The sequence below is a fragment of the Burkholderia sp. YHN3-13 genome (genome assembly GCF_055810675.1).
The window spans coordinates 153,652-176,424 of sequence record NZ_JBVVNQ010000010.1 but is presented as its reverse complement, the minus strand read 5'-3'; the positions used below and the strand labels follow the sequence as shown (position 1 = coordinate 176,424).

At 70.1% G+C, this 22,773-nt stretch carries 16 protein-coding genes and 1 riboswitch; of the genes, 8 read left to right on the top strand and 8 right to left on the bottom strand.

Annotated features, from left to right (window positions below; translation table 11 throughout):
* Nucleotides 1–2 precede the first annotated feature (2 nt).
* The 3 genes from AC0KUR_RS22635 to AC0KUR_RS22625 all read left to right on the top strand — a co-directional run bounded on the left by AC0KUR_RS22635 (nt 3) and on the right by AC0KUR_RS22625 (nt 3,298).
* Nucleotides 3–1,034: an ABC transporter ATP-binding protein gene (locus AC0KUR_RS22635; RefSeq protein ID WP_124670432.1), complete on the top strand. Its 1,032-nt coding sequence runs from the start codon at nt 3–5 to the stop codon at nt 1,032–1,034.
* A gap of 86 nt (nt 1,035–1,120) precedes the next feature.
* On the top strand, nt 1,121–1,945 hold the full coding sequence (locus AC0KUR_RS22630; RefSeq protein WP_059560610.1) for a phosphodiesterase: 825 nt from the start codon (nt 1,121–1,123) through the stop codon (nt 1,943–1,945).
* Nucleotides 1,946–2,098: 153 nt separating this feature from the next.
* Nucleotides 2,099–3,298, top strand: a complete 1,200-nt coding sequence (locus AC0KUR_RS22625) for an MFS transporter (RefSeq protein ID WP_124670433.1) — start codon at nt 2,099–2,101, stop codon at nt 3,296–3,298.
* A 21-nt stretch (nt 3,299–3,319) separates the two neighbouring features.
* Here AC0KUR_RS22625 and AC0KUR_RS22620 read toward each other — a convergent pair whose 3' ends face one another.
* The 4 genes from AC0KUR_RS22620 to AC0KUR_RS22605 form a co-directional block, all read right to left on the bottom strand.
* On the bottom strand, nt 3,320–4,498 hold the full coding sequence (locus AC0KUR_RS22620; RefSeq protein ID WP_059560749.1) for an EamA family transporter: 1,179 nt from the start codon (nt 4,496–4,498) through the stop codon (nt 3,320–3,322).
* A 525-nt stretch (nt 4,499–5,023) separates the two neighbouring features.
* The gene (locus tag AC0KUR_RS22615; protein WP_034186587.1) at nt 5,024–5,812 is read right to left on the bottom strand and encodes a molybdopterin-dependent oxidoreductase; all 789 of its coding nucleotides are present in this window, start codon (nt 5,810–5,812) and stop codon (nt 5,024–5,026) included.
* Nucleotides 5,813–5,841: 29 nt separating this feature from the next.
* Nucleotides 5,842–6,474 carry a cytochrome b/b6 domain-containing protein gene (locus AC0KUR_RS22610; protein WP_034186586.1) on the bottom strand — a complete coding sequence of 211 codons (633 nt, stop codon included), beginning with the start codon at nt 6,472–6,474 and terminating at the stop codon, nt 5,842–5,844.
* Nucleotides 6,475–6,545: 71 nt separating this feature from the next.
* Nucleotides 6,546–6,818 carry a pentapeptide MXKDX repeat protein gene (locus AC0KUR_RS22605; protein ID WP_034186585.1) on the bottom strand — a complete coding sequence of 91 codons (273 nt, stop codon included), beginning with the start codon at nt 6,816–6,818 and terminating at the stop codon, nt 6,546–6,548.
* 271 nt (nt 6,819–7,089) lie between these two features.
* Nucleotides 7,090–7,206: riboswitch (TPP riboswitch) on the top strand.
* Nucleotides 7,207–7,332: 126 nt separating this feature from the next.
* Between AC0KUR_RS22605 and thiC the strand changes: the two genes are divergently transcribed.
* The 5 genes from thiC to AC0KUR_RS22580 all read left to right on the top strand — a co-directional run bounded on the left by thiC (nt 7,333) and on the right by AC0KUR_RS22580 (nt 12,924).
* On the top strand, nt 7,333–9,264 hold the full coding sequence (thiC, locus tag AC0KUR_RS22600; protein WP_034186584.1) for a phosphomethylpyrimidine synthase ThiC: 1,932 nt from the start codon (nt 7,333–7,335) through the stop codon (nt 9,262–9,264).
* A gap of 232 nt (nt 9,265–9,496) precedes the next feature.
* Nucleotides 9,497–9,709, top strand: a complete 213-nt coding sequence (locus AC0KUR_RS22595) for a glycine zipper 2TM domain-containing protein (protein WP_021162063.1) — start codon at nt 9,497–9,499, stop codon at nt 9,707–9,709.
* A 194-nt stretch (nt 9,710–9,903) separates the two neighbouring features.
* Complete coding sequence (locus AC0KUR_RS22590) at nt 9,904–10,152, top strand: hypothetical protein (RefSeq protein WP_049035320.1); 249 nt, start codon at nt 9,904–9,906, stop codon at nt 10,150–10,152.
* 140 nt (nt 10,153–10,292) lie between these two features.
* Nucleotides 10,293–11,219, top strand: coding sequence for a DMT family transporter (locus AC0KUR_RS22585; RefSeq protein WP_049035319.1), 927 nt, complete (start codon nt 10,293–10,295; stop codon nt 11,217–11,219).
* Between the two features lie 424 nt (nt 11,220–11,643).
* Nucleotides 11,644–12,924 (top strand): sensor domain-containing phosphodiesterase, encoded by a 1,281-nt coding sequence (locus tag AC0KUR_RS22580; RefSeq protein ID WP_473376439.1) that lies wholly within the window; start codon nt 11,644–11,646, stop codon nt 12,922–12,924.
* 27 nt (nt 12,925–12,951) lie between these two features.
* On the opposite strand, the gene arfB is transcribed toward AC0KUR_RS22580, so the two are convergent.
* The 4 genes from arfB to recC are packed head-to-tail and all read right to left on the bottom strand — an operon-like array spanning nt 12,952 to nt 22,704.
* Nucleotides 12,952–13,356, bottom strand: coding sequence for an alternative ribosome rescue aminoacyl-tRNA hydrolase ArfB (gene arfB, locus AC0KUR_RS22575; protein WP_034186580.1), 405 nt, complete (start codon nt 13,354–13,356; stop codon nt 12,952–12,954).
* On the bottom strand, nt 13,353–15,668 hold the full coding sequence (locus AC0KUR_RS22570) for an AAA family ATPase (protein ID WP_473376438.1): 2,316 nt from the start codon (nt 15,666–15,668) through the stop codon (nt 13,353–13,355). Before AC0KUR_RS22570 ends, arfB begins: the two co-directional genes overlap by 4 nt.
* Nucleotides 15,665–19,369 (bottom strand): exodeoxyribonuclease V subunit beta, encoded by a 3,705-nt coding sequence (recB, locus tag AC0KUR_RS22565; RefSeq protein WP_473376437.1) that lies wholly within the window; start codon nt 19,367–19,369, stop codon nt 15,665–15,667. The genes AC0KUR_RS22570 and recB overlap by 4 nt, the downstream gene beginning before the upstream one ends.
* The gene (gene recC, locus AC0KUR_RS22560; RefSeq protein WP_473376436.1) at nt 19,366–22,704 is read right to left on the bottom strand and encodes an exodeoxyribonuclease V subunit gamma; all 3,339 of its coding nucleotides are present in this window, start codon (nt 22,702–22,704) and stop codon (nt 19,366–19,368) included. Before recC ends, recB begins: the two co-directional genes overlap by 4 nt.
* Nucleotides 22,705–22,773: the final 69 nt, after the last annotated feature.

Here is a 22,773-nt window from a genome sequence, read left to right as displayed (position 1 = left end):
ATATGAAACTCGATTCCACTCCCATCACGCTGACCCATTGCGCGAAGACGTTCCGCGGCACGCGCGTACTCGAACCGCTCGACCTGTCGATCGGCGCGGGCGAGACACTCGTGCTGCTCGGGCCGTCAGGCTGCGGCAAGACGACCACGCTACGCCTGATCGCGGGCCTCGACACGCCGGACGCCGGCGGCACGATCGCGTTCGGCAACGACGACGTCACCGCGCTGCCGATCGAGCGCCGGCAGGTCGGCATGGTGTTCCAGAACTATGCGCTGTTTCCGAACCTGACGGTGCGCGGCAACGTCGGCTACGGGCTGAAGATCCGCAAGACCGAGCCGCGCGCGCTGCGTGAACGCGTCGACGAACTGCTCGCGATGATGCGGCTCGACGCGCATGCGGACAAGCCGGTCGACCAGCTGTCGGGCGGCCAGCGCCAGCGCGTCGCGCTGGCCCGCGCGCTCGCGGTGCGGCCGCGCGTGCTGCTGCTCGACGAACCGCTGACCGCGCTCGACGCGAAACTGCGCGACGTGCTGCGCCGCGAGATGAACACGCTGCTGCGCGAGCTCGGCGTGACGACCGTCTACGTGACGCACGACCAGGCCGAGGCGATGGAACTCGGCGACCGGATCGTCGTGATGGGCGCGGGCCGCATCGAGCAGATCGGCACGCCGCGCGACATTTACTACCACCCGGCGAACCGCACCGTCGCACAGTTCATCGGCACGCTGAACCGGCTCGCCGGGCAATGGCGCGACGGCGCGCTGGTGACGACGGGCGGCGCGATCGCGACGCCGCACGCCGCCGACGAATGGTTCTTCCGCCCGGAGGACGCGCAGCTCGCCGATCCCGCGCATGCGCCGCTGCGCGGCGCGGTCGGCGCGTGCGCGTTCCTCGGCGAGCGCACGCGGCTCACGATCGAACACGCGGCACCCGATGCGCTCGTGATCGACGTGCCGGGCCGCATCGCGCTCGCACGCGGCACGGCGGTCGGCCTCACGATCGCACCGGAAGGCCTGATCGCGCTCGGCGCGTGACCCGTCGTTCGGGCATCATTCCTGCAGCCCCCACCGCGGCGCACGACAGCGCCGCGACAACAAACAGACGATTCCGAGGAACGACGATGCTGCTTGCTCAAATCAGCGATCTCCACATCAAGCGTCCGGGCCAGCTCGCGTACCGGCGTGTCGACACGGCGGCCGCGCTTGCGCGCTGCATCGCGAAGCTGAACGCGCTCGAGCCGCGTCCCGACGCCGTGCTCGTTACCGGCGACCTGACCGACTTCGGCCACGACGAAGAGTACGGCAACCTGCGCGGGCTGCTCGCGGCGCTCGAGATTCCGTACTACCTGATGATCGGCAACCACGACGACCGCGCCGGGCTGCGCCGTGCGTTTGCCGCGCGCGCCGAATTGCAGGACGGCGCATTCGTGCAGTACGCGCTCGACGTCGGCGCGGTGCGCGTGCTCGCGCTCGATTCGCAGGTGCCCGGCGCGAGTCACGGCGATCTGTGCGACGCACGGCTCGCGTGGCTCGCCGCGCAGCTCGACGCCGCACGCGACCGGCCGGTGATCGTCGCGCTGCATCACCCGCCGTTCGTGGCGGGCATCGGCCATATGGACAAGCTGCGCCTCGCGCCGGCCGCTGCCGCGAAACTCGACGCGCTGCTGCGCGGTCATCCGAACGTCGAGCGGGTGCTGTGCGGCCACGTGCACCGCACGATGTTCACGCGCTTCGGCGGCACGCTCGCGGCGGCGGTGCCGTCGCCCGCGCATCAGGTGGCGTTCGACCTGCGGGCCGACGCGCCGTCCGCGTTCCGGCTCGAACCGCCGGCGTTCGCGGTCCATCGTTATGCGCCCGATACGGGGATGACGTCGCATCACGTGTACGTCGACGAAGGCGCCGGCCCGTATCCGTTCTACGAACCGACGGGCGAACTGGTCGACTGACGGCTTGCGGCACGCACGGCGGCGGGCGGCGGCCGGTTCGCCGCCTGCCCGGCAGGATTCGCGTCGCTCCGGTATGATCGGCAGCCTCGACCGGCGCTCGGCCCGCCTGTGCACCCGACGCTCGCCACGCCGTCCAACTCCGTCCGCGCAGCCATGTCCACCGCCTCCACCGACCGTCCGACCGACACCGCCTCGCCCCACTACTCGCGCAGCCTGCTGTTGCTGCTCGCGACGATCGCGGGCGTATCGGTCGCGAACATCTACTACAACCAGCCGCTGCTCGACAGCTTCCGCTCGACTTTTCCCGACGGCGCGTCATGGATCGGCGCGGTGCCGACCGCGACGCAGCTCGGTTATGCCGCCGGCATGTTCCTGCTCGCGCCGCTCGGCGACCGGTTCGACCGCCGCGGGCTGATCCTGATGCAGATCGCCGGCCTGTCGGTCGCGCTGATCGTGGCGGCCACCGCGCCGTCGCTGGCCGTACTCGCCGCCGCGAGCCTCGCGATCGGCGTCCTCGCGACCATCGCGCAGCAGGCCGTGCCGTTCGCCGCCGAAATCGCGCCGCCCGCCGAACGCGGGCATGCAGTCGGCACCGTGATGAGCGGCCTGCTGCTCGGCATCCTGCTCGCGCGCACGGCCGCCGGTTTCGTCGCCGAGTATTTCGGCTGGCGCGCGGTGTTCGCCGCGTCGGTCGCGGCACTCGTCGTGCTCGCCGCCGTGATCGTGATGCGGCTGCCGCGCAGTTCGCCGACGTCGACGCTGTCGTACGGCAAGCTGCTCGGCTCGATGTGGCATCTGGCCGTCGAACTGCGCGGGCTGCGCGAGGCGTCGCTGACGGGTGCCGCGCTGTTCGCGGCGTTCAGCGCGTTCTGGCCCGTGCTGACGCTGCTGCTCGCCGGCGCGCCGTTCCATCTCGGCCCGCAGGCTGCCGGCCTGTTCGGGATCGTCGGGGCGGCCGGCGCGCTCGCGGCGCCGTACGCCGGCCGCTTCGCGGACACGCGCGGCCCGCGCGCGATCATCTCGCTCGCGATCGCGCTGTTGGCGTTGTCATTCGTGATTTTTGCGGTGTCGGGTTCGAGCCTCGCCGGACTCGTGATCGGCGTGATCGTGCTGGATGTCGGCGTACAGGCCGCGCAGATCTCCAACCAGTCGCGCATCTATGCGCTGAAGCCCGACGCGCGCAGCCGCGTGAACACGGTGTACATGGTGTGTTACTTCATCGGCGGCGCGCTCGGCTCGTCGGTCGGGGTTGCCGCATGGCATGCGTTCGGCTGGACCGGCATGTGCGCGACGGGGCTGCTGTTCGCCGCGCTCGCGGGCTGGTCCCACCATCGCGGCGGCCGGCACGGCTGAGCGCGGCCGGCCACGGCGGCGTCACGCGTCGGCGCGCGGCACGGCCGGTTCGTCGACGGGCGGCGGCGCGAACGCCGGTGCCGGGTCGATCACCGCGGCGGGATCCATCACGGCAGCCGGCGCCGGCACCGCGAGCGGAACGGCGGAAGGCGCGAGGATCGGCGCCGCTTCGGGAATCGCGATCTGCTCGGGGGCGGCATCGGCCGCCGCCGCGGGCGCGTGCTCGGCCGCCACGGCCGCCGAACCGTCGGCCGCCGCCCGTGCCGCCGGCCGACGCGCCGGATCGAACACGAACGACAGCGCGACACTGCCGAGGATCGCGACGGTCGCGACCACGGTCGCCATCGTCACCGGCTCGCCGAGCAGCAGCGCACCGAGCGCGACCGCGACGATCGGGTTCACGTACATGCAGCTGCTCGCGATGATCGGGCTCGTATGGCGGATCAGATAGCCGTATGCGACATACGCGGCCATCGTGCAGAACACCATCAGGTACAGGAACGCGAACACCGGCCCCACCATCACCTGTTCGATGCGTTCGCCGATCAGCCAGGCGACGAGCGTCGAAATCAGGCCGCCGAGGCCGATCTGCAGCGACGTCGACAGGAACAGGTCCGACGGCAGCCTGAGCCGCGTCGCGAGGTGCGCGCCGCCCGCCCAGAACAGCGCGCCGGCCAGCACGCAGATCGTGCCCAGTGCCGAATTCCGGGCCGCCGCGCCGCCCGAGTTCAGCACGACGATACCGACCATCCCGAGCGCGACGGCCGCCCACTCGCCCTTCGTCACGGGCCGCCCGGCCACCGCCGCGATCACCGTCGCGAACAGCGGCACGGTCGCCACCATCACCGCGGCCGAGCCGCTGCTGACCGAGCTGATCCCCAGCGCGATCGTGCCGGACGACAGCGCGACGAGCATCGTGCCGACGATCCCCGCGTTGCGAATTTCGAGCAGCGTCGGCCATTCGGGCTTGCGTCGCAGCGCGAAGATGAACAGGCCGATCCCGCCGAGCAGGTTGCGCAGCCCCGACAGCAGCAGCGGCGGGAACGACTGCAGCGCGAAATGCAGGCCGCTGTAGGTCGAACCCCAGACGAAATAGATGAACACGAGCGCCAGCGCGACCCGGCCGCCGCGGCTTTGCGGCAGGCGGATCCGGAACGAAAAGCGCGCGAGGAAATCGAGCAGGCGGTCGAGCGGCGTCATCGTGCAGCCCGCCCGCACGTCACGCCGCGTGCCCCGCTGAAAGACGCCGGCCATGCCGGCAAACGGTCCTGGCGGGACCGGAAAGGCAGAGCGAACGTGCGGAACGACATGGCAGTGCGAACGGCGACGAAAGAGAACCGGCGAGCGGCGGCAGAGGGACAAAAAAAACGTGCGCACCCGCTTCGGCTGCACACGCTCGGCATTATGGCATCAAGGATTCGAAAGCATCGTCAGACCTGTCTGAAAGCATAAAGACTGACGTTTCGGCGCGACATTTTTCGGCCCGCACGCGGATGAAATCCGGGGCCGGATGAGCGGAACGCGCGCGCACCCGCGCAATCCGGGGCCGTCGAATCCGGCGTCGGCCAAACGGCCCGCCGTGCGCGCCGGTCCGTCCGTCGCGCCGGTCGTGACGGACGACGGGTCGGCTCGACGCGTTCGCGAACAGGGCCGCTGCGGTCGGCCCGCCTGTCGATCTTCAGGTGCGCGAATCCGCGTGCCGGACGCGCGCGCCCCGCGCGCCGCTCACGATCCGCCGAACCAGTTGTAGCCCTGATCGACCCAGTAGCCGCCCGGGAACGTATCGGTCACGAAGATTTCCATGATGTGCTTCGGATTCTTGTAACCGAGCTTGGTCGGCATCCGCAGCTTCATCGGGAAGCCGTACTCCGGCGGCAACTGGCGGCCGTCGTACTCGAGCGCGAGCAGCGTCTGCGGATGCAGCGCGGTCGGCATGTCGATGCTTTCGTAATAATCGTCCGCGCACTTGAAGCCGACGTATTTCGCCCGCGTGTCGGCGCCGGCGCGCGCGAGGAACGCGCCGAACGGCGTGCCGCCCCAGCGGCCGATCGCACTCCACCCTTCGACGCAGATGTGCCGCGTGATCTGTTCCGCATGCGGCAGCGCGCGCAGCTCGTCGAGCGTCCACACGCGCTTGCCCGTCACGCGGCCGGACAGCACGAGGCGATACGTCGACGCATCGACGTGCCGCACTTCGTCGATCCCGTAGTACGCGTTGAACGGGAACGGACGCGTGATGTCGGCCTCGGTGTAGGTCGGCGCGAGCCGGTCGGGGTTGAACAGCCAAGCCTGCACGCGATCGTTCATGCGCGACACTTTCTCGAGAAACGTGTTGACCGACGCGTCGTCCTGCAACGTGCAGCCGGTCAGCATCGCGAGGCCGCCGAGCGTCAGGACGCGCCGGTTGAAGAGCCGCCGCGACGGCATCTCGAGCTCGCGGCGCACGTCGAGTTCGAGCGACTTGCGGTCGAGCGTCCAGCGCGGCTCGTCGCGGCTTTTTTCGGATTCCGACATGATGATTTCCTTCGCCCGCGGTGGGCAGGTCAGCGGCCGCGCAGCATCGCGAGCAGCGAGCGCGGCACCAGCAGCGCCATCGCGACATGGACGACAAAGAAGGCGACCAGCAGCGACATCGCCCAGAAATGCACGACGCGCGCGTTGTCGTAGCCGCCGAACAGTTCGCGCAGCAGCGGAAACTGGACGGACTTCCAGATCGTGAGCCCCGACAGCACCAGCACGACGAGATCGACGATCGCGGTCAGGTACGCGGCACGCTGCACCGCGTTGTAGACGCTCAGGTCGTCATGCGCGAGCCGCCCGCCGAGCGCGGCGCGGATGTCGCGCCATACGGATGCCGGCGTGACGGGCAGCAGCTTGCGCGCGAAGCGCCCCGTCGCGATCGACATCGCGAGGTAGAACAGCCCGTTGGCGACCAGCAGCCACATCGCCGCGAAATGCCATTGCAGCGCGCCGCCGAGCCAGCCGCCAAGCGTGATGCCGTGCGCGAACGTGAATGACGGATAGATCGGCGACGCGTCGTAGATGCGCCAGCCCGACAGCGCCATCAGGATCGCCGCGAGCGCGTTGAGCCAGTGGCTCACGCGCACCCACGGCGGATGAATCGTGGGCGCGGGCGGCGGCGTGCTCGTGCGATCCGTGACAGGAACCGTTTGCATGATGAAGACTCCCGGATTGAGGCGTCGGGGCGGGACGCGATGCGTGCTGCCGGTCGCGCCCCGCGCATTCGTCAGTTCGACGGGCTCATGGCGTCCTTCTTCATCGCGTCGCCCTTGGACATCGCGTCGTGGCCCATCGCGTCCTTCTTCATCGCGTCGTGCTTCATGCCGTCCTTCTTCATGCCGTCCTTCTTCATCGCGCCGTCCTTGGCCATCGCGTCGTGGCCCATCGCGTCCTTCGACATCGACATGCCGTCCTTCGACATCGCATCGTTCTGCGCATATGCGCCCGTTGCGATCGTGGCAAGCGCGGCGACACAGGCAACCAGGAATACGTTTTTCATGACATCTCTCCACTACATGGGTTTAGGAGCCGAATAGACGGAGCACACCGCCGGAAATGACAGCGATGTCAAAAAAAAATTCTAGACGCCGAAAATGAAGACGCGAATGCTGCACCGCTCGGCCCTGGGCGGCCCCACCGGGAAGCCGTTCGGCGGCCGCGATTGCTGCGGCGCACCCCGCCCGGTCCGGCCGCGGCGATCAAGCGATCGCCCGGCGGCATCCGCTCCGCTCCCGGTTGAAACCGCCGCCAAGCCGGTGTATCGTGTGCCCTTGCTAACGCGGGGGTCCTGCAATGCGCCCGGTCAAACAACCGGCATTGCGGGTGAGAAATACCCTTTGAACCTGATCTGGATAATGCCAGCGCAGGGAAGCGTACGGATTTCGCCGCCATCCCTCTGACGAAACCCGCCGCCTCACGAATCTCGTCTCCTGCTTAGCTCGCGCCCCACAATTGCTTTGCATGGGGCCCGAGTAAGCGCCGAAGCGCCGACTCGGGCCGACACAGGAGATCGAATGAACGCCAATCCGAAGTTTCTGTCCGCCGACGCCCACGTCGACGCGGCTGCCGTCGCGCCGCTGCCGAATTCGCGCAAGGTCTATGTCACCGGCTCGCAGCCCGACATCCGCGTGCCGATGCGCGAAATCACGCAGGCCGACACGCCGACCGGCTTCGGCGGCGAAAAGAATCCGCCGATCTACGTGTACGACACGTCGGGCCCCTACACCGATCCGGACGCGAAGATCGACATCCGTGCAGGCCTGCCCGCGCTGCGCCAACGCTGGATCGAGGCACGCGGCGACACCGACGTGCTCTCCGGCCTGTCGAGCCAGTACGGCCTCGAGCGCGCGGCCGATCCGGCCACGGCCGACCTGCGTTTCCCCGGCCTGCACCGCAACCCGCGTCGCGCCCAGGCCGGCAAGAACGTCACGCAGATGCACTACGCGCGCCAGGGCATCATCACGCCGGAAATGGAGTACATCGCGATCCGCGAGAACCAGCGCCGCGCCGAATACATCGAGAGCCTGAAGTCGAGCGGCCCGAACGGCGCGAAGCTCGCCGCGATGATGGGCCGCCAGCACCCGGGCCAGGCATTCGGCGCCGCGGCCTTCGGCGCGAATGCGCTGGCCGAGATCACGCCGGAATTCGTGCGCGACGAAGTCGCACGCGGCCGCGCGATCATCCCCGCGAACATCAACCACCCGGAATCCGAGCCGATGATCATCGGCCGCAACTTCCTCGTGAAGATCAACGCGAACATCGGCAACTCGGCCGTCACGTCGTCGATCGGCGAGGAAGTCGACAAGATGACGTGGGCGATCCGCTGGGGCGGCGACACGGTGATGGACCTGTCGACCGGCAAGCACATCCATGAAACGCGCGAGTGGATCATCCGCAACAGCCCGGTGCCGATCGGCACGGTGCCGATCTACCAGGCGCTCGAGAAGGTCAACGGCAAGGCCGAGGACCTCACGTGGGAAATCTTCCGCGACACGCTGATCGAGCAGGCCGAGCAAGGCGTCGACTACTTCACGATCCACGCCGGCGTGCGCCTGCAGTACGTGCCGCTCACCGCGAACCGGATGACGGGCATCGTGTCGCGCGGCGGCTCGATCATGGCGAAGTGGTGCCTCGCGCATCACAAGGAAAGCTTCCTGTACGAACACTTCGAAGAGATCTGCGAGATCATGAAGGCGTACGACGTGAGCTTCTCGCTCGGCGACGGCCTGCGTCCCGGCTCGATCTACGACGCGAACGACGAAGCGCAGCTCGGCGAGCTGAAGACGCTCGGCGAGCTCACGCAGATCGCGTGGAAGCACGACGTGCAGGTGATGATCGAAGGCCCCGGCCACGTGCCGATGCAGCTGATCAAGGAGAACATGGATCTCCAGCTCGACTGGTGCAAGGAAGCGCCGTTCTACACGCTCGGGCCGCTGACGACCGACATCGCACCGGGCTACGACCACATCACGTCGGGCATCGGCGCGGCGATGATCGGCTGGTTCGGCACCGCGATGCTCTGCTACGTGACGCCGAAGGAACACCTCGGCCTGCCGAACAAGGACGACGTGAAGGAAGGCATCATCACGTACAAGCTCGCCGCGCACGCCGCCGACCTCGCCAAGGGTCACCCGGGCGCGCAGGTGCGCGACAACGCGCTGTCGAAGGCACGCTTCGAGTTCCGCTGGGAAGATCAGTTCAACATCGGTCTCGATCCGGACAAGGCGCGCGAATTCCACGACGAAACGCTGCCGAAGGATTCGGCGAAGGTCGCGCACTTCTGCTCGATGTGCGGCCCGCACTTCTGCTCGATGAAGATCACGCAGGACGTGCGCGAGTTCGCGGCACAGCAGGGCGTGTCGGAAACCGAGGCGCTGAAGAAAGGGATGGAAGTGAAGGCGGTCGAGTTCGTCAAGACCGGCGCCGAGATCTATCACCGTCAGTAAGCGCAAGCAGCGATCCGCGCCGGGTCGCATCGCGATGCACGAAGCCCGCTTTCGAGCGGGCTTTTTTGCGCATGTCGCGTGCCTGCGGCGGCACGGGAAACAATTGATTACGAAACCGCGCAAGCCTTAACAAGTCCTTACAGCAGCCCCGCCAAGCGGCGCGTAGATTGGGGTCATGCGCGGCCGCCAGCCGGTCGCGCGACCTCCGCTCACTACCACAAGGACAACGATCATGAACTCGATTCGGCGTTTTGGGGTATGCGCGCTTCTCGTCGCGACGGTGGCCAGCCTGTCGGCCTGCGATTCGATGTCACGACGTCAGCGCGACACGGCAATCGGCGCGGGTGTCGGCGGTGTCGCCGGCGCGGCGATCGGCGGCAGCGCACTGTCGACGCTCGGCGGTGCGGCAGCCGGCGGCATCATCGGTAACCAGGTCGGCAAGTAAGCCGCCGGCCGGACCCGGCGCAACCTTCGTCCAGACGGCGTTTCCGCGATGCGGAAGCGCCGTTTTCGCATGCGGCGCCGCAATAGGCGCGGCAGCCGCCCGGAAATGATCGGTTACCGTTTTGCACACCGTGTCATCGGCGCGCGGCCTAAGCTTAAGCATCTGCCGATTGCCGGCTCCGCCGGAGAGACATCATGAACAGGACCCTCGTCGCGGCGGCGCTCGTCTGCACGACGCTCGCCGGCTGCTACTACCCGTACGGCTACTATCCCGGCGGCTATTACACGGCCGCGCCGGTGCAGCCGGCGCCCGTGTACGTCGATCCCGGCCCCGCCTACTACTATCCGGCGCCGGCCTATGCGCCTGCCTGGGGCGGCTATTGGGGACCGGCGCTGTCGCTCAATTTCGGTTTCGGCGGACGCGGCGGCTGGCGCCATCACTGACCGGGCACGGCCGCCGACGGGTGGCGCCCTGCCCCCTCGACCGGCGATATTCCGTTTCTTGTCGTTTCATCGAATCGTGAAACGACGGCGCGGTAACGCGGTGTAAGATTCATCGCATCCCGTCCCCGCCCTCACGATCGATGTCACCCAAGAACGCCTTCCTGCTGACCGTGCTCGCTGCCCTGTGGGGCGCGTCGTTCCTGTTCATCCGGATCGGCGTGATCGATCTCGGCGTCGCGCCGCTGATGGCGTTGCGCGTGGGCATCGGCGCGCTGTTTCTCACCGGCTTCGCGCTGACGCGCTTCAAACCCGCCGACCTCGGTGCGCGATTGCGCCGCCATGCGTGGCCGTTGTTCGTCGTCGGCGCACTGAACTCGGGTATCCCGTTCTGCCTGTTCGCGTTCGCCGAGCTGACGCTGTCGGCCGGGCTCACGTCGGTGATCAATGCGACGACGCCACTGTGGGGCGCGCTCGTCGCGTACCTGTGGCTGAAGGACAAGCTGTCGTTGCCGCGTGCGCTCGGCCTCGTGATCGGCTTTGCCGGGGTCCTCACGCTCGTGTGGAACCAGATCGCGAACGCGCACGGCGACACGGGCGCCAGCGCGACCGCGCTCGCTGCCGCCGCGGCGCTCGGCGCGACGCTGCTGTACGGCATCGCGGCCAATTACACGAAGCGCACGCTCGGTGGCGTCGATCCGCTCGTCAACGCGGCCGGCAGCATGATCGGCTCGACCCTCCTGCTGCTGCCGTTCGCGATCGCCACCTGGCCGGCGGCGCCGGTCAGCGCCCACGCCTGGGGCGCGGTACTCGCCCTCGGCATCGCGTGCACCGGCATCGCGTATTTCATCTTCTTCTACCTGATCGCGCATGTCGGCCCCGCCCGCGCGATTACCGTGACGTTCGTGATCCCGGTGTTCGGGCTGCTGTGGGGCGCGCTGTTCCTGGGCGAACACGTGTCGGCCGTCATGATCGAAGGCTGCGCGATCGTACTCGTCGGCACCGCGCTCGCGACCGGCGTGATCAAGCGGATTCCCGGCATCCGGCCGCGCGGCGGCGAAGCGGCCTGAGGATCCGGCGCGGGCGCCAACGCATCGCGGATGGCGGCACCGCGCACCCGCATTCATCCGACGGCGGATCTCGTTCGTGCCTGTCTCCGCCGCCGGGATTTTTCGTCCCCCCCGCCCTTTACCATTCGCCATGCGGTCGGGTTGTCATGTGCGCCGGCAGCGCCCGCCGCTGCGTGACGGTCATGCGCGGCACGCACGCGAACGGCACCCGGCACCCCCGCGCCGTTGCCATGGCCGGGCCGTGTACCGTTTGCGTCTGGAGTTACCCTGATACGCGCGCCGCTGCAATCCCGGTACACTCGAAACACTTATCCGCACGAGGCGGCCTCGATGTACCACGTTCTTTCGCGTCCGCCTGCGCGTGCGACCGCATCGGCGTGGCGGCCCGCTCCCGCGCCACCGTACGCTCCCGGGCACCGTTGACATGAAGCCCGCCCGCGACCTGTCGCTCGACGCCCTGCTCGAACGCCTGACGCCGACGCCCGGCGGCTGGGTCGCCACCTTTCGCACCACGACGCTGCGCAGCGTGTTCCAGCCCGTGTTGTCGATCACGCACAAGCGCGTCGTCGGCTACGAAGCGCTGCTGCGCGTCGTCGACGCGGACGGCACGCTGCTCTCGCCCACCGCCCTCTTCGACAAGACGCGTGCCGACGCCGACGCGCTGCTGCTCGACCGGCTCGCGCGCTGCCTGCACACGGCCAACTTCGTCGCGCAGGGAATCGGCGACGGCTGGCTGTTCCTGAACGTGACGCCGCGCGTACTCGATACGGGCCTCGTGCAGCGCGAGTTCGTCGAGGCGCTGTGCCGGCATTTCGGGTTGCCGCCGAACCGCATCGTGCTGGAGGTCGTCGAGCAACCGGCGCGCGACGAAGCCGCGCTCGCCCGCACGATCGACATGATCCAGCATCGCGATTTCCTGATCGCGATCGACGATTTCGGCACCGGATTCTCGAATTTCGACCGCGTCTGGCGCGCACGGCCGGACATCGTCAAGCTCGACCGCTCGCTCGTCGAACGCGCGACCGGGTCGGCCGACGATCGCCGCATCATGCATCACCTCGTGTCGATGCTGCACCAGGCCGGCGCGATGGTGCTGGCCGAAGGCGTCGAAAGCGACGACGCGCTGCAGACGCTGATGGAGGCCGATATCGATTTCGTGCAGGGTTTCCAGTTCGGCCAGCCCGATGCGTCGATCGCGCATGCGAGCGCGGCCGCGCCCGCGATGCTCGACGCCGCGTGGCAGCGCTTCATCGCACGCCGGCGCCCGCCGGTCATCGCCGAGCAGCCGGGCTTCGATGCGATCGAACGACTCGTGCTGGGCGGTGCGGCCGCCTTTTCCGCCAGCGGCAATCTGCAGGATGCCGCCCAACGCGTGTTCACGGTGCCGGCCGCGCGCCGCGTGTTCGTCACCGACGAGATCGGCGAGCAGTTCCTGCCGTCGATCACCGCGCGGCCCGACGACGGTCAGGCAGTCGCCGCCCGCCTCGCGCCGCTGTTCCCGGAAACCCACAGCAACTGGTCGCGGCGCCCGTACTTCCAGCGCGCGATCGCCGCACCCGGACGCGTCGCGCTGATGGGCCCGCATTTCTCGCTGACGGAAGGCCGCGACTGCTACACGGCCGCCGTCGCGATCCGCGCACGGAGCCGGCTCGTCGTGTTCTGCGTCGACTTCGTGCTCGACAGCGCGGGAACGGTGATGCGCTAGCCGCGCGCGCCGCCGGCCGTTCATTCGTCAGTCGATCACCTTCCCTCTTCCGGACTTCACCACGCTGCGGCGCGACTTGTGTTCGAGCCGCCGCTCCTTCGACGCACGCGTCGGCCGCGTCGCCACGCGTGCGCGCGGCGTGAACGCGACGCTGGAGATCAGCGAATCGAGTCGCGCCAGCGCGGCCTCGCGGTTCTTCTCCTGCGTGCGGTATTCCTGCGACTTGATCACGACGATGCCGTCGCGCGTGATGCGCTGGTCGGACAGCGCGAGAAGCCGCTCCTTGATCACCGGCGGCAGCGACGACGCACGGATGTCGAAGCGCAGGTGAATCGCACTCGACACCTTGTTCACGTTCTGCCCGCCCGCGCCCTGTGCGCGCACGGCCGTCCATTCGACCTCGGCCGGATCGAGCGTATAGCGGATCATCATCGCGAAACCTCCGTGCGGCGTCGCGCGAGCGCTTCGTCGACGCGCGCCGCGAGCCCCGAATCGCGCTGCGTGCGTGTCGCGACCGCCTGCGCCAGCACGCGCCGCGGCCCGATCACCTGCACCCGCGTGCGCGCACGCGTGACGGCCGTATAGACCAGCTCGCGCGTGAGCACCCTGCTGAACGAGGCCGGCAGCACGAGCGCGGCTTCGTCGAATTCCGAACCCTGCGATTTGTGGACGGTCAGCGCGAACGCCGTCTCGTGCGGCGGCAGCGCGGCCGGCGACACCGCACGCGCGGTGCCGTCCGCGCGCCGGAACCACACGCGCAGCACGCCGTGCGCATCGGGCAACGCGATGCCGATGTCGCCGTTGAACAGCCCGAGCGCGTAGTCGTTGCGCGTCACCATGATCGGCCGCCCGGTGAACCAGTGCGCGCCGACCGCGAGCGGCACGCGCGCCGCGTGCCGCACGTGCGCGGCCACCAGCGCGTTGACGTGCTCCGCGCCGCGCGAGCCGTTGCGGGTCGCGCACAGGATCCGGAACCGGTTAAGCGCATCGAACAGCGGCAGCGGATCGGGCACCGGCGCGTCCAGCGCGGCGCGCAACGCGTCGAGGTAAGCGCCGAACCGCCGCGCGAGCCGCTCGACCGTCGACGATGCAAGCGTATCGCCCGCATCGTCGTGGAAGGACGCGGCGGCCGTATCGTCGGCGGGCAGCGCATCCAGTGCGGCCTGCACGTCGCCGCCGCGGATCGCGACCGACAGCCGCCCGATCGGCGAATCGAGACCGAAACGGTAGTTGCGTTCGAGCCAGACGACGCAGTCCGCGAGCGGCGCCGGCGCGCGCGCGACGGCGGCTGCGGCGTCGACTTCGCCGGTCGATGCGGATGTCGCTGCCGTCACCGATGCGAGCGCCGCGTCGCCCGCGTCGAACGGCGGCAGCTCGACTGCATCGAGCCATGCGAGTTCGTCGACTTCGATCCATGCGGGTGTCTCCCCCGCGGTAACGGTGCCGCCGATATCGGCCGGCGCCGGGACTGCCGGCGGTGGCGATACGATCTCGGCCGACGAAACCTCGTCATCCTGCGGTTCGTCGTCGAAGAGCGATGCCTGTCGCGGATCGGCCTTCTGCCGCGACGCCGGTTTGCGGGAAACGGAAGCCGATGCCGAAGGCAACGCCTGCGCCGAAACGGAAGCCGGACGTGCGGTCGGCACACCCGCCGCGGTGGCGATTGCGGCTTCGTCCGGCACCGGCAACGCCGCGACGAACGTCGCCTCGTCGATACCGAGCGCCTGTGCGATGCGCGTGCGCGCCGCGGCCGTAAAGGCGGGCCGCGCGCTCAACTCGGCGAACACGGCCCCCGCTTCGACCGCGGCCAGTTGATCCTTGTCGCCGAGCAGCACGAGCCGTGCGCCCGGCGCAAGCGCGTCGAGCAGATGCGCGGCGAGCGCGACGTCGATCATCGACGCCTCGTCGACGACGATCAGGTCGTACGGCAACGGATTGTCGCGATGATGGCGGAAGCCGGCCGCCCCGCCGCCGCCCAGCAGCCGGTGCAGCGTATACGACGTGTCGGGCAGGCGTGCCGCGAGTTCGGGCGGTAGGTCGCCGGCCCGTGCATGCAGCGCTTCCTGCATCCGCTGCGCGGCCTTGCCGGTCGGTGCGGCCAGCGCGATGCGCAGCCCCGGGTGCGCGTCGAGCAGGCAGGCCAGCACGCCGACGACCGTCGTCGTCTTGCCCGTGCCGGGGCCGCCGCTGACGATCGTCACGCGGCCCGTCAGCGCGACGATCGCCGCCACGCGCTGCCAGTCGACTTCGCCGTTGGCCGGCCCGAAATAGCGCGCGAGACTGTCGCGCAGCCGGTCGGGCGACAGGCCTTCGTCCGGACCGGCAACCCCGGCCTGTGCGACGAGCGCATCGGCAAGCCGCCGTTCGTAATCGAAATAGCGCGATAGGTACAGGTGATCGTGCCGGTCGACGATCAGCGGCCGCTCGTCGCCGCGCGCCAGCGTGCCGAACGCGACCACGCCGCTCGCGGCAAGCGCGGCGCGCACCTCGTCGAGCGGTGCGTCGTAGCGCTGCGCGAGTGCGCCGAGCGCGACGCACACGTGGCCGCCGGCCGTCGCGCGGCTTGTCGCGAACGCGGCGCGCGCCGCCCAGCGTGCCGCGGCCGACGGCGCGCCGGCGCGCCGCGCGAGTTCGCCGATGCGACGCGCGAAGCCTTCCGCAAGCGCGATGCCGAAATCGGCCGGCTCGGGCAGCCGCGCGACGAGGCCGCCGGTGAATTCGAGCGTGTCGTCCGACGCGTTCATGCGCGCCTCCCTTCCATCATGCGGTCGAGGGCCTCGACGAGCGCACGCGCGGGCCGGCGGGCATGCACGCCGGACGGCTCGCCGCCGCTGCGCCAGCCGGGCCGCACGCCGCGCACGAACAGGTACAGGTAGCCCGCGATGTGCGTATCGTAGTCGTAGTCGGGCAGCCGTCCGCGCAGGTAGCGATGCAGCGCGACCGTGTAGAGCAGCGCCTGCAGGTGATACGCGTGATCGGCCATCGCGACGTCGAGCGCGCGCGGGCCGTAGGCATCCGGCGTCGTGCCGAGATGGTTCGACTTCCAGTCGACGATCCAGAAGCGGCCATCGTGTTCGACGATCATGTCGATGAAACCCTTGATGAAACCGGCGAGCGTGCCCGCCTCCAGTGCGACGTCCGGATAGCCGTGCGCGACCAGCAAGCGGCGCAGCGCCGCCAGGTCGAGCGACGGTGCCGGGAACAGGAACCCCATTTCGTCGAGCCGCTTCGCCGGATCGAGATCGGCGAGCCGCATGCCCGGCACGAGCTCGGTGTGCACGACATCGTCGACCAGCTGCGCCATCATCGCCGGCAGCCGGGTCGCGAGCTCGGGCTCCGCCTCGACCGGCCGGTCATGCAGCGCGCCGAGCGCGGCCGTGTGCCACGACTCGGGCTCCGTGAAGCGGCTGAGTTCGAACAGGCGGTGCAGGCATTCGCCGGCCGCGGCCCCGCGCGGGAACACGAGGATGTCGTCGTCCGGCGGTTCCGCCGCGGCCGGCTCCGAGAAGTGCCATTCGCCGTCCGGCGTCACCTCGGCAAGCGCATCGTGATCGGGCCGCAGTTCGTCGTCGGGCACGGCCGCGACGCCCGCCTCCTCGCGCGCCATCGACGCGGTCAGCGAGCTGAAGCTCGCCATCCGCCACGCGTCGCGCAGCACACGCGTCGCGTGGCGCGCCGCGAGCGTCTGCGAGGCGTCGTGCCCCGCCGCGAGACGCTCGCGGCGCGCGGGCACGGGCAGCGGCGCGACGCTCACGGGGCCGCCCGCGAGCGCGCGCCACGCCGCCTCGAGCGCAGCCTCGTCGGGCGGTTCGTCGAGCCACGCATCGAACGACTGGCCGGCGCCGGCGACGAGCCAGTTGAGCACGCTGCGCCGCGCTTCGCGCGTCGAGCGCGACGACAGGTACGGCCCGGCAACGACATAACAACGATAGACCGCACGCGTGAGCGCCACGTAGACGAGCCGCGCGCGTTCCGCGGCCTGCTCGCGCAACGCCTGCCGCGCCGCGTGCGCGGCCGCCTCGTCGTCGCATCCGTAATGCAGCACGGCGTCGCCCGCTTCGTCGTGATACTCGCGCGCATCGGGCAACGCGGACGCAGGCGGTTCGCGCAATCCGCCGTCGTTCAGGAACGGACAGAACACGATTGCGTATTCAAGCCCCTTCGACTTGTGCACCGTCACGATCTGCACGAGGTTGCGATCGGATTCGAGCCGCAGCTGCGCTTCCTCGCCGCCGCCGTCGAGCCGTTGCGCGGCGAGCCAGCGCAGCGTCGGCGCGATGCCCGGCTGCGCGGAAGCGCGCGCCTGCGTCAGTTCGGCCAGATGGTTGATGTCGGTCACACGACGCTCGCCGTCCGCACCGGCCATCAGCCGCTCGGCGATCCGCAGCTCGCGCGTGAACGTGCGCCACATCACCGCGAAACCGCGTTCGCGCCACAGCAGCCGATAGCGCGAGAAGCGCTCGACCCAGCTCATCGCGTCGGTGCTGTCGGACGCGCCGCTCGACGCATCGCCGTCGCCCTGCTCCATCCGCCACAGCGCACCGGCATCGAGGCCGAACCAGTCGGATGCGAGCGCCGCGCGCAGGCGCCGCAGGTCGCCCGGCGCATCGATCGCCGCCAGCACGCGTTCGAGCTGCTCGGCGTCGCCGGTCGAGAACACCGACGCCTGCGCCAGCTCGACGCTGCCGATGCCCCAGGTGGCGAGCACGCGTTTCACGAGACTGCCCTGCCGGTGCGTCTGCACGAGCACCGCGATGTCGCCCGGCGACAGCGGCGTGTAGCCGAGCCGCACGTGCCCTTCGCGCGCGCCGCGCATCAGCCGCGCGATCTCGGCGGCACACGCCTGCGCGGCCTGTGCCTGCGCATCGCGCTTGAGCAACGTGCCTTCCCCGCCCGGCAATGCCCAGACCCGGAAGTCGCCGGACGGGCCCGGATCGGTTTCGTCGACGAACGGCGCGCGCACGCGCGTGCCGGCACGCACCGCGTAATAGTCGAGCCCGTCGAGCACGAACGCGCGCGGATTCGACATGAAGAAGCGGTTGCACGCGTCGACGATCGCGGGCGTCGAACGCTGGTTGACCGCGAGCGTGTAGCACGCGCTCGCCCGTGCGCGCGCCGCCAGATAGGTATGCAGATCGGCCGCGCGGAAGCTGTAGATCGCCTGCTTCGGATCGCCGACCAGGAACAGCGGGCCGCCCGGCGCGAAGATCCGGTCGAAGATCGCGAACTGCAGCGGGTCGGTATCCTGGAACTCGTCGATCAGCGCGGCCGGATAGCGTGCGCGCAACGTCTCGGCGAGCCACGGATGCGCATGCAGCGCGTGGTACAGGTTCGCCAGCAGATCGTCGAACGACACAACGCGCCGCGTGCGCTTGCGCTCGGCCAGCTCGCCCGGCGCCACGTCGAGCCAGTCGGCGATCAGCGCGAGCCAGCGCGCGCGCTGCGTGGCCTCGGCGGCGGCCACCGCGGCTTCGAGCGCATCGGCGACGTCGAAGAACGCGTGCTCGGGTGTCACGCCGCCTTTCTTCGTCGCCTTCGTCAGCGCGGATTGCGTGAGCTTCAGCGCGGCTTTCGGCAGCGCGGCCGTCGCGTCGCCCTGCGCGAAATGCGCCGTCCAGGCGGCCAGCGCATCGGCGACCGCATCGGGCTTGTGCGAGCGCTGGTTGAGCGCGGGCTGCGCCGTGCGCAGCAACGCGTCGATCGTCTCGCGCTCGGCCGCCCACAGCCGCGCCGCCTCGGCGAAGCATTCGGCCGCGGCGGCCTCGGCCGACTCGTCCGGCTCGGTCACGCCGTCCCAGCGCAGCGCGGCGAGCGGCTTCTTCAGCCGGCGCGCGAGCTGCGCATCGAGCGCGGCCGGGCCGGCGCCCGATTCGACGAGCCAGGTCGCGAAACCCGGCCAGCGCGCGGCCGCCGGTTCGACGCGCGTGCGCCAGAAATCCGCCGCGAGTTCGAAGCGCAGCGACGCATCGTCGGCCTCCATGTCGAACGCGAACGGCATCGCGGCGGCGAACGGCGCTTCCTGCAACGCACGCTGGCAGAACGCGTGAATCGTATGGATCGCGGCCTGGTCGAACGCGCGCAGCGCGCGCCGGATGCGCTTCGCGGCCGTCTCGGAATCGAGCGCGCCGTCTGCGCCGAGCGTGGTCTCGAGCAGGCGCGAGATGAACGGGTCCCCGCCGTCGTCGCCCGTATCGAGCGCATGCGCAAGCTGCGCGAGCCGGCTGCGAATCCGCTCGTGCAGCTCGGCCGTCGCCGCCTTCGTGAAGGTCACGACGAGGATTTCGTCCGCGCCGAGATCCTTCTCGAGCAGCAGGCGCACGTACAGCGCGCAGATGTTCCAGGTCTTGCCGGTGCCGGCCGATGCCTCGATCTGGTTGACGCCGTCGAGCGGGCACGCGAACACGTCGAGTTCGAGCGCCTGCTGCGGCTGCGACACGGCGCTCATGCAACCTCCTTCAGATGCTCGATCAGCGGCTCGAACACGAGCCGCGCCAATGTGCCGAACGGCTCGTCGAGCGACGGGTGCGCACCGCGCCATGCGATCGCGATCGCCGGATCGTCCGCTTCGCTCACGACACGTTCGTTGATCCACACGCTCGCGGCCTTGGCCTCGCCGTCGGACACCCGCGCCCATGCGCTGCGCGGAAAGAACCGCAGCGGCATCCGCCGCCCCGCGCGGAACAGCGCGGCAAGCGGCGCGAGCCGTTCCAGCGGCGCCGCGACGGGCGTCAGCTCGAACGCGCCGCCGCTGCCGAACCACAGCGTGCGGCGCGGCCCGCCGGGCTCGACCGCGCAGTACACGAGATGCGCGAGCCAGGCGGACAGATAGTCGCGCGCGCTCGGTCGTGCGTAGCGATAGATGATCTGCCCGGCCGGCGTCAACCGGTTCAGCGTGCCCTGCAATTCGAGCGGCGCGCTCACCGCGTCGGCCGACAGCATCGCGTCGTCCGTGCCGAACAACGCCTGCTCCGTATCGGGCCATGCCGGCACGACCGTGAGCGAGAACGGCCGCCGCTCGATGCCGTCGGCCAGCGCGCGGCGCACGCTCGACGCAAGCTGCGTCATCGAGCCGAGCGCCTGATCGCGCCACACCGTGCCCGTCGCGCCGCCCGGCAGTTCGGGGCTCGCATCGGCAATGCGCAGCGCGTGGTCATGCACCGTGCCCTCGTCCGATTCGATCAACAGCGGCAACACGCGCTCGGCGAGCGCATCACTGCCGGCGAAGTCGAGCGAGAACGGTTCCGTATCGAGCAGTTCGGCCTGCGCGTCGGCAAGCACGATGCCGAGCCGGCCGCGCAGCAACGCGCGCGCCGGATGGCGCCAGAAGCGTTCGAATTCGCTGAACGCGACGGGCTCGACCGGTTCGGCCGGCAGCGGCTGCGCGAAGAACGGCAATTCGCGCGGGCCGTCGCGCGACGCTTCGGCGGCGAGCAGCGACGCGAGCGTCGCCCGCTCGGCGTCGTAGGACACGAGCGCGCTGCCGGGCTGGAAATACGCGGCAGCGAACGGTTGCAGCGGATGCTCGACGATGAACGCGCGCCGCGCGGCATCGACGGCGTCCGGCGCGGCGTCGGGCCCGGCCGTGACGATCGCCAGATGATCGAGCAGTTCGTCGACGAGCGCCGCGGGCGGCAACGGCGCGTTGTCGCGGATGCTGCGGCCCGTATAGGCGATCAGCAGCCGGTCGCGCGCGGCCAGCAGCAGGTCGAGAAACAGGTTGCGCTCGTCGTCGCGGCGCTGCCGGTCGCCGAGCTTCGGCAACACGGCCATCAGGTCGAATTCGTCCGCGCGCGCGAGGCTCGGCAGCACGCCGTCGTCCATCCCGAGCAGACAGACGACGCGATACGGCAGCCCGCGCAGGCTCGTCAGCGACGAGAACGTGACGCCGCCCCACGGCACCCCGCCGCGCGCCGGATCGTCGAGCGCCGCGGCCAGCCCCGCGCGGACGACCGCGGCCGGCAACGCTTCGTCGGGCGCCCCTTCCGTCATCGCGGCCAGCATCGCGTCGAGCGCATCGCGCACGCCGGCCAGCGCGTCCGCATATGCGGCGCCCGAATCGAAGAAGCGCGCGAGCGTATCGGCGAACAGTTCGCTCCAGCCGCTCGGCGTGTGCGATTCGGCCAGGCGACGCGCGAAGCCGTCGAGATCGTCGGTAAAGCGCGCCAGCCGGCCGAGCAGTTCGGCCTCGCTGCCCGTGGCCGCCTCGATCGGCAGCCACGCGCCGATCGGCGCCGCGCCTTCCGGCATCGCATAGCCGAGAAAAAGCCGCGCGAGCGCATCGGAGAACGTATGGCGCGGCGCGGGCACGGCCGCGTCGTCGCTGACAAGCGGCGACAGCCCGCGCCGCGCGCCGGCGGCCGCGAGCCAGGTCTGCACCGTCTCGAGCGCGGCCGCGTCGATGTCGTATCGCGCGGCCACCGCATCGACGCGCAGCCATTCGACCAACTCCGGCGCGCCGACCTGCCGTTCCGGCAACGTGAGCCAGTCGAGCAGCACGCGGGCGACCGGGTTCGCCTGCGACGGCGGCAGGCCGGTGATCCGGTAAGGCACGCGCGCGCCGCCGGCGCCGGCCGTGCCGAACACCGCATCGATCAGCGGCCCGGCCGCCGCGAGGTCGGCCACCGCGACCAGCACGTCGGACGGCTGCAGGCTCGCATCGGCGTCGAACCACGCGAGCAGGCGGTCGTGCAGCACCTCGAGCTGGCGCGCGAGGCTGTGGCACACGTGCACCTCGATGCCGCGCTCGGCCGGCGTGTCGCCGGTTTCGGCCTCCGGCCGCAGCTCGAGGATCGCGTTCTGCACGCGTGCGAGCCACGTGGGCGCGGGATTCTCGACGAAGCGCGAGGCATCGCCCGACGCGGCGCTTTCAGTCAGCTCGTGCAGCATGTGCAGCTGCGCCTGCGTCTGCCGGCCCCACTCGGCGAGCAGCGGATGGCCGACTTCCTGATAGTCGAGCCGCCCGGCCGCATCGAGCGTCTCGGCGTGCGCGGCCGTGACGATGTCGAACCAGAATTCGCGGCACGGGTTCAGCGCATAGACGCGCACGTCGATCCAGCGCGACAGCTCGCGCAGCAACGCGACGTGCAGCGGCGGCATCGTCGGCAGCGCGAACACGCTGACCGATTCCGGCCAGTCCGCGCGCGCGACCGTTTCAGCATCGAGATGGCGCGCCTCGACGAGGAAACGGTGCGCGGGCGGCGTGCCGCTGTCGCTCAGCTCGGCGAGCAGCGCGCGCCACAGCGCGGCCTGCCAGCGCTCGTCGTCGCGTGCGGCGTCGCTGATCCCGCGCGGCGCGGCGTCGCCCGCGAGCACGGATTCGCCGGCCTGCCAGGCGGCCAGCCATTCGGGGCGATAGGTCAGGTAATGATCGAGCACGGCCGCGACGCGGTGCGCGAGCTCGTAGCGCATCGCATCGTCGGAGGCGGACAGGTACGCGGCCAGCCGTGGCGAGGCGAGCCATGGCGCGCCGTCGGCCGCCTGCGCGAGCAGCCGGTAGCAGCGCCACACGAGGCGGTCGGGCGCGAACGGCGAACGCTTGGGCACCTCCATCACGCGGCCGATCTGCGCCCACAGCCACTGCGCGAGATACGTGAACTCGACGTTCGCGCACACGCCGTTGCGTGCGGCGATGTCGAGCTCGAGACGACGGCGCAGCGCCGCGCTCGGCACGATGACCTGTTGCGGCGCCCACGGGCCGTTGCGGGCCGGGAACGCGGCCAGATCCTCGAGCAGCGCGTCGGCCAGCGTATCGTGACGGTTCGAATAGAAGAGATGGAGCATGAAGCGGGCGTCGGAACCTCGCCCCGGCCGGGCCGGGCGAACAGGATCACCAAGGATAGCAAATGGACC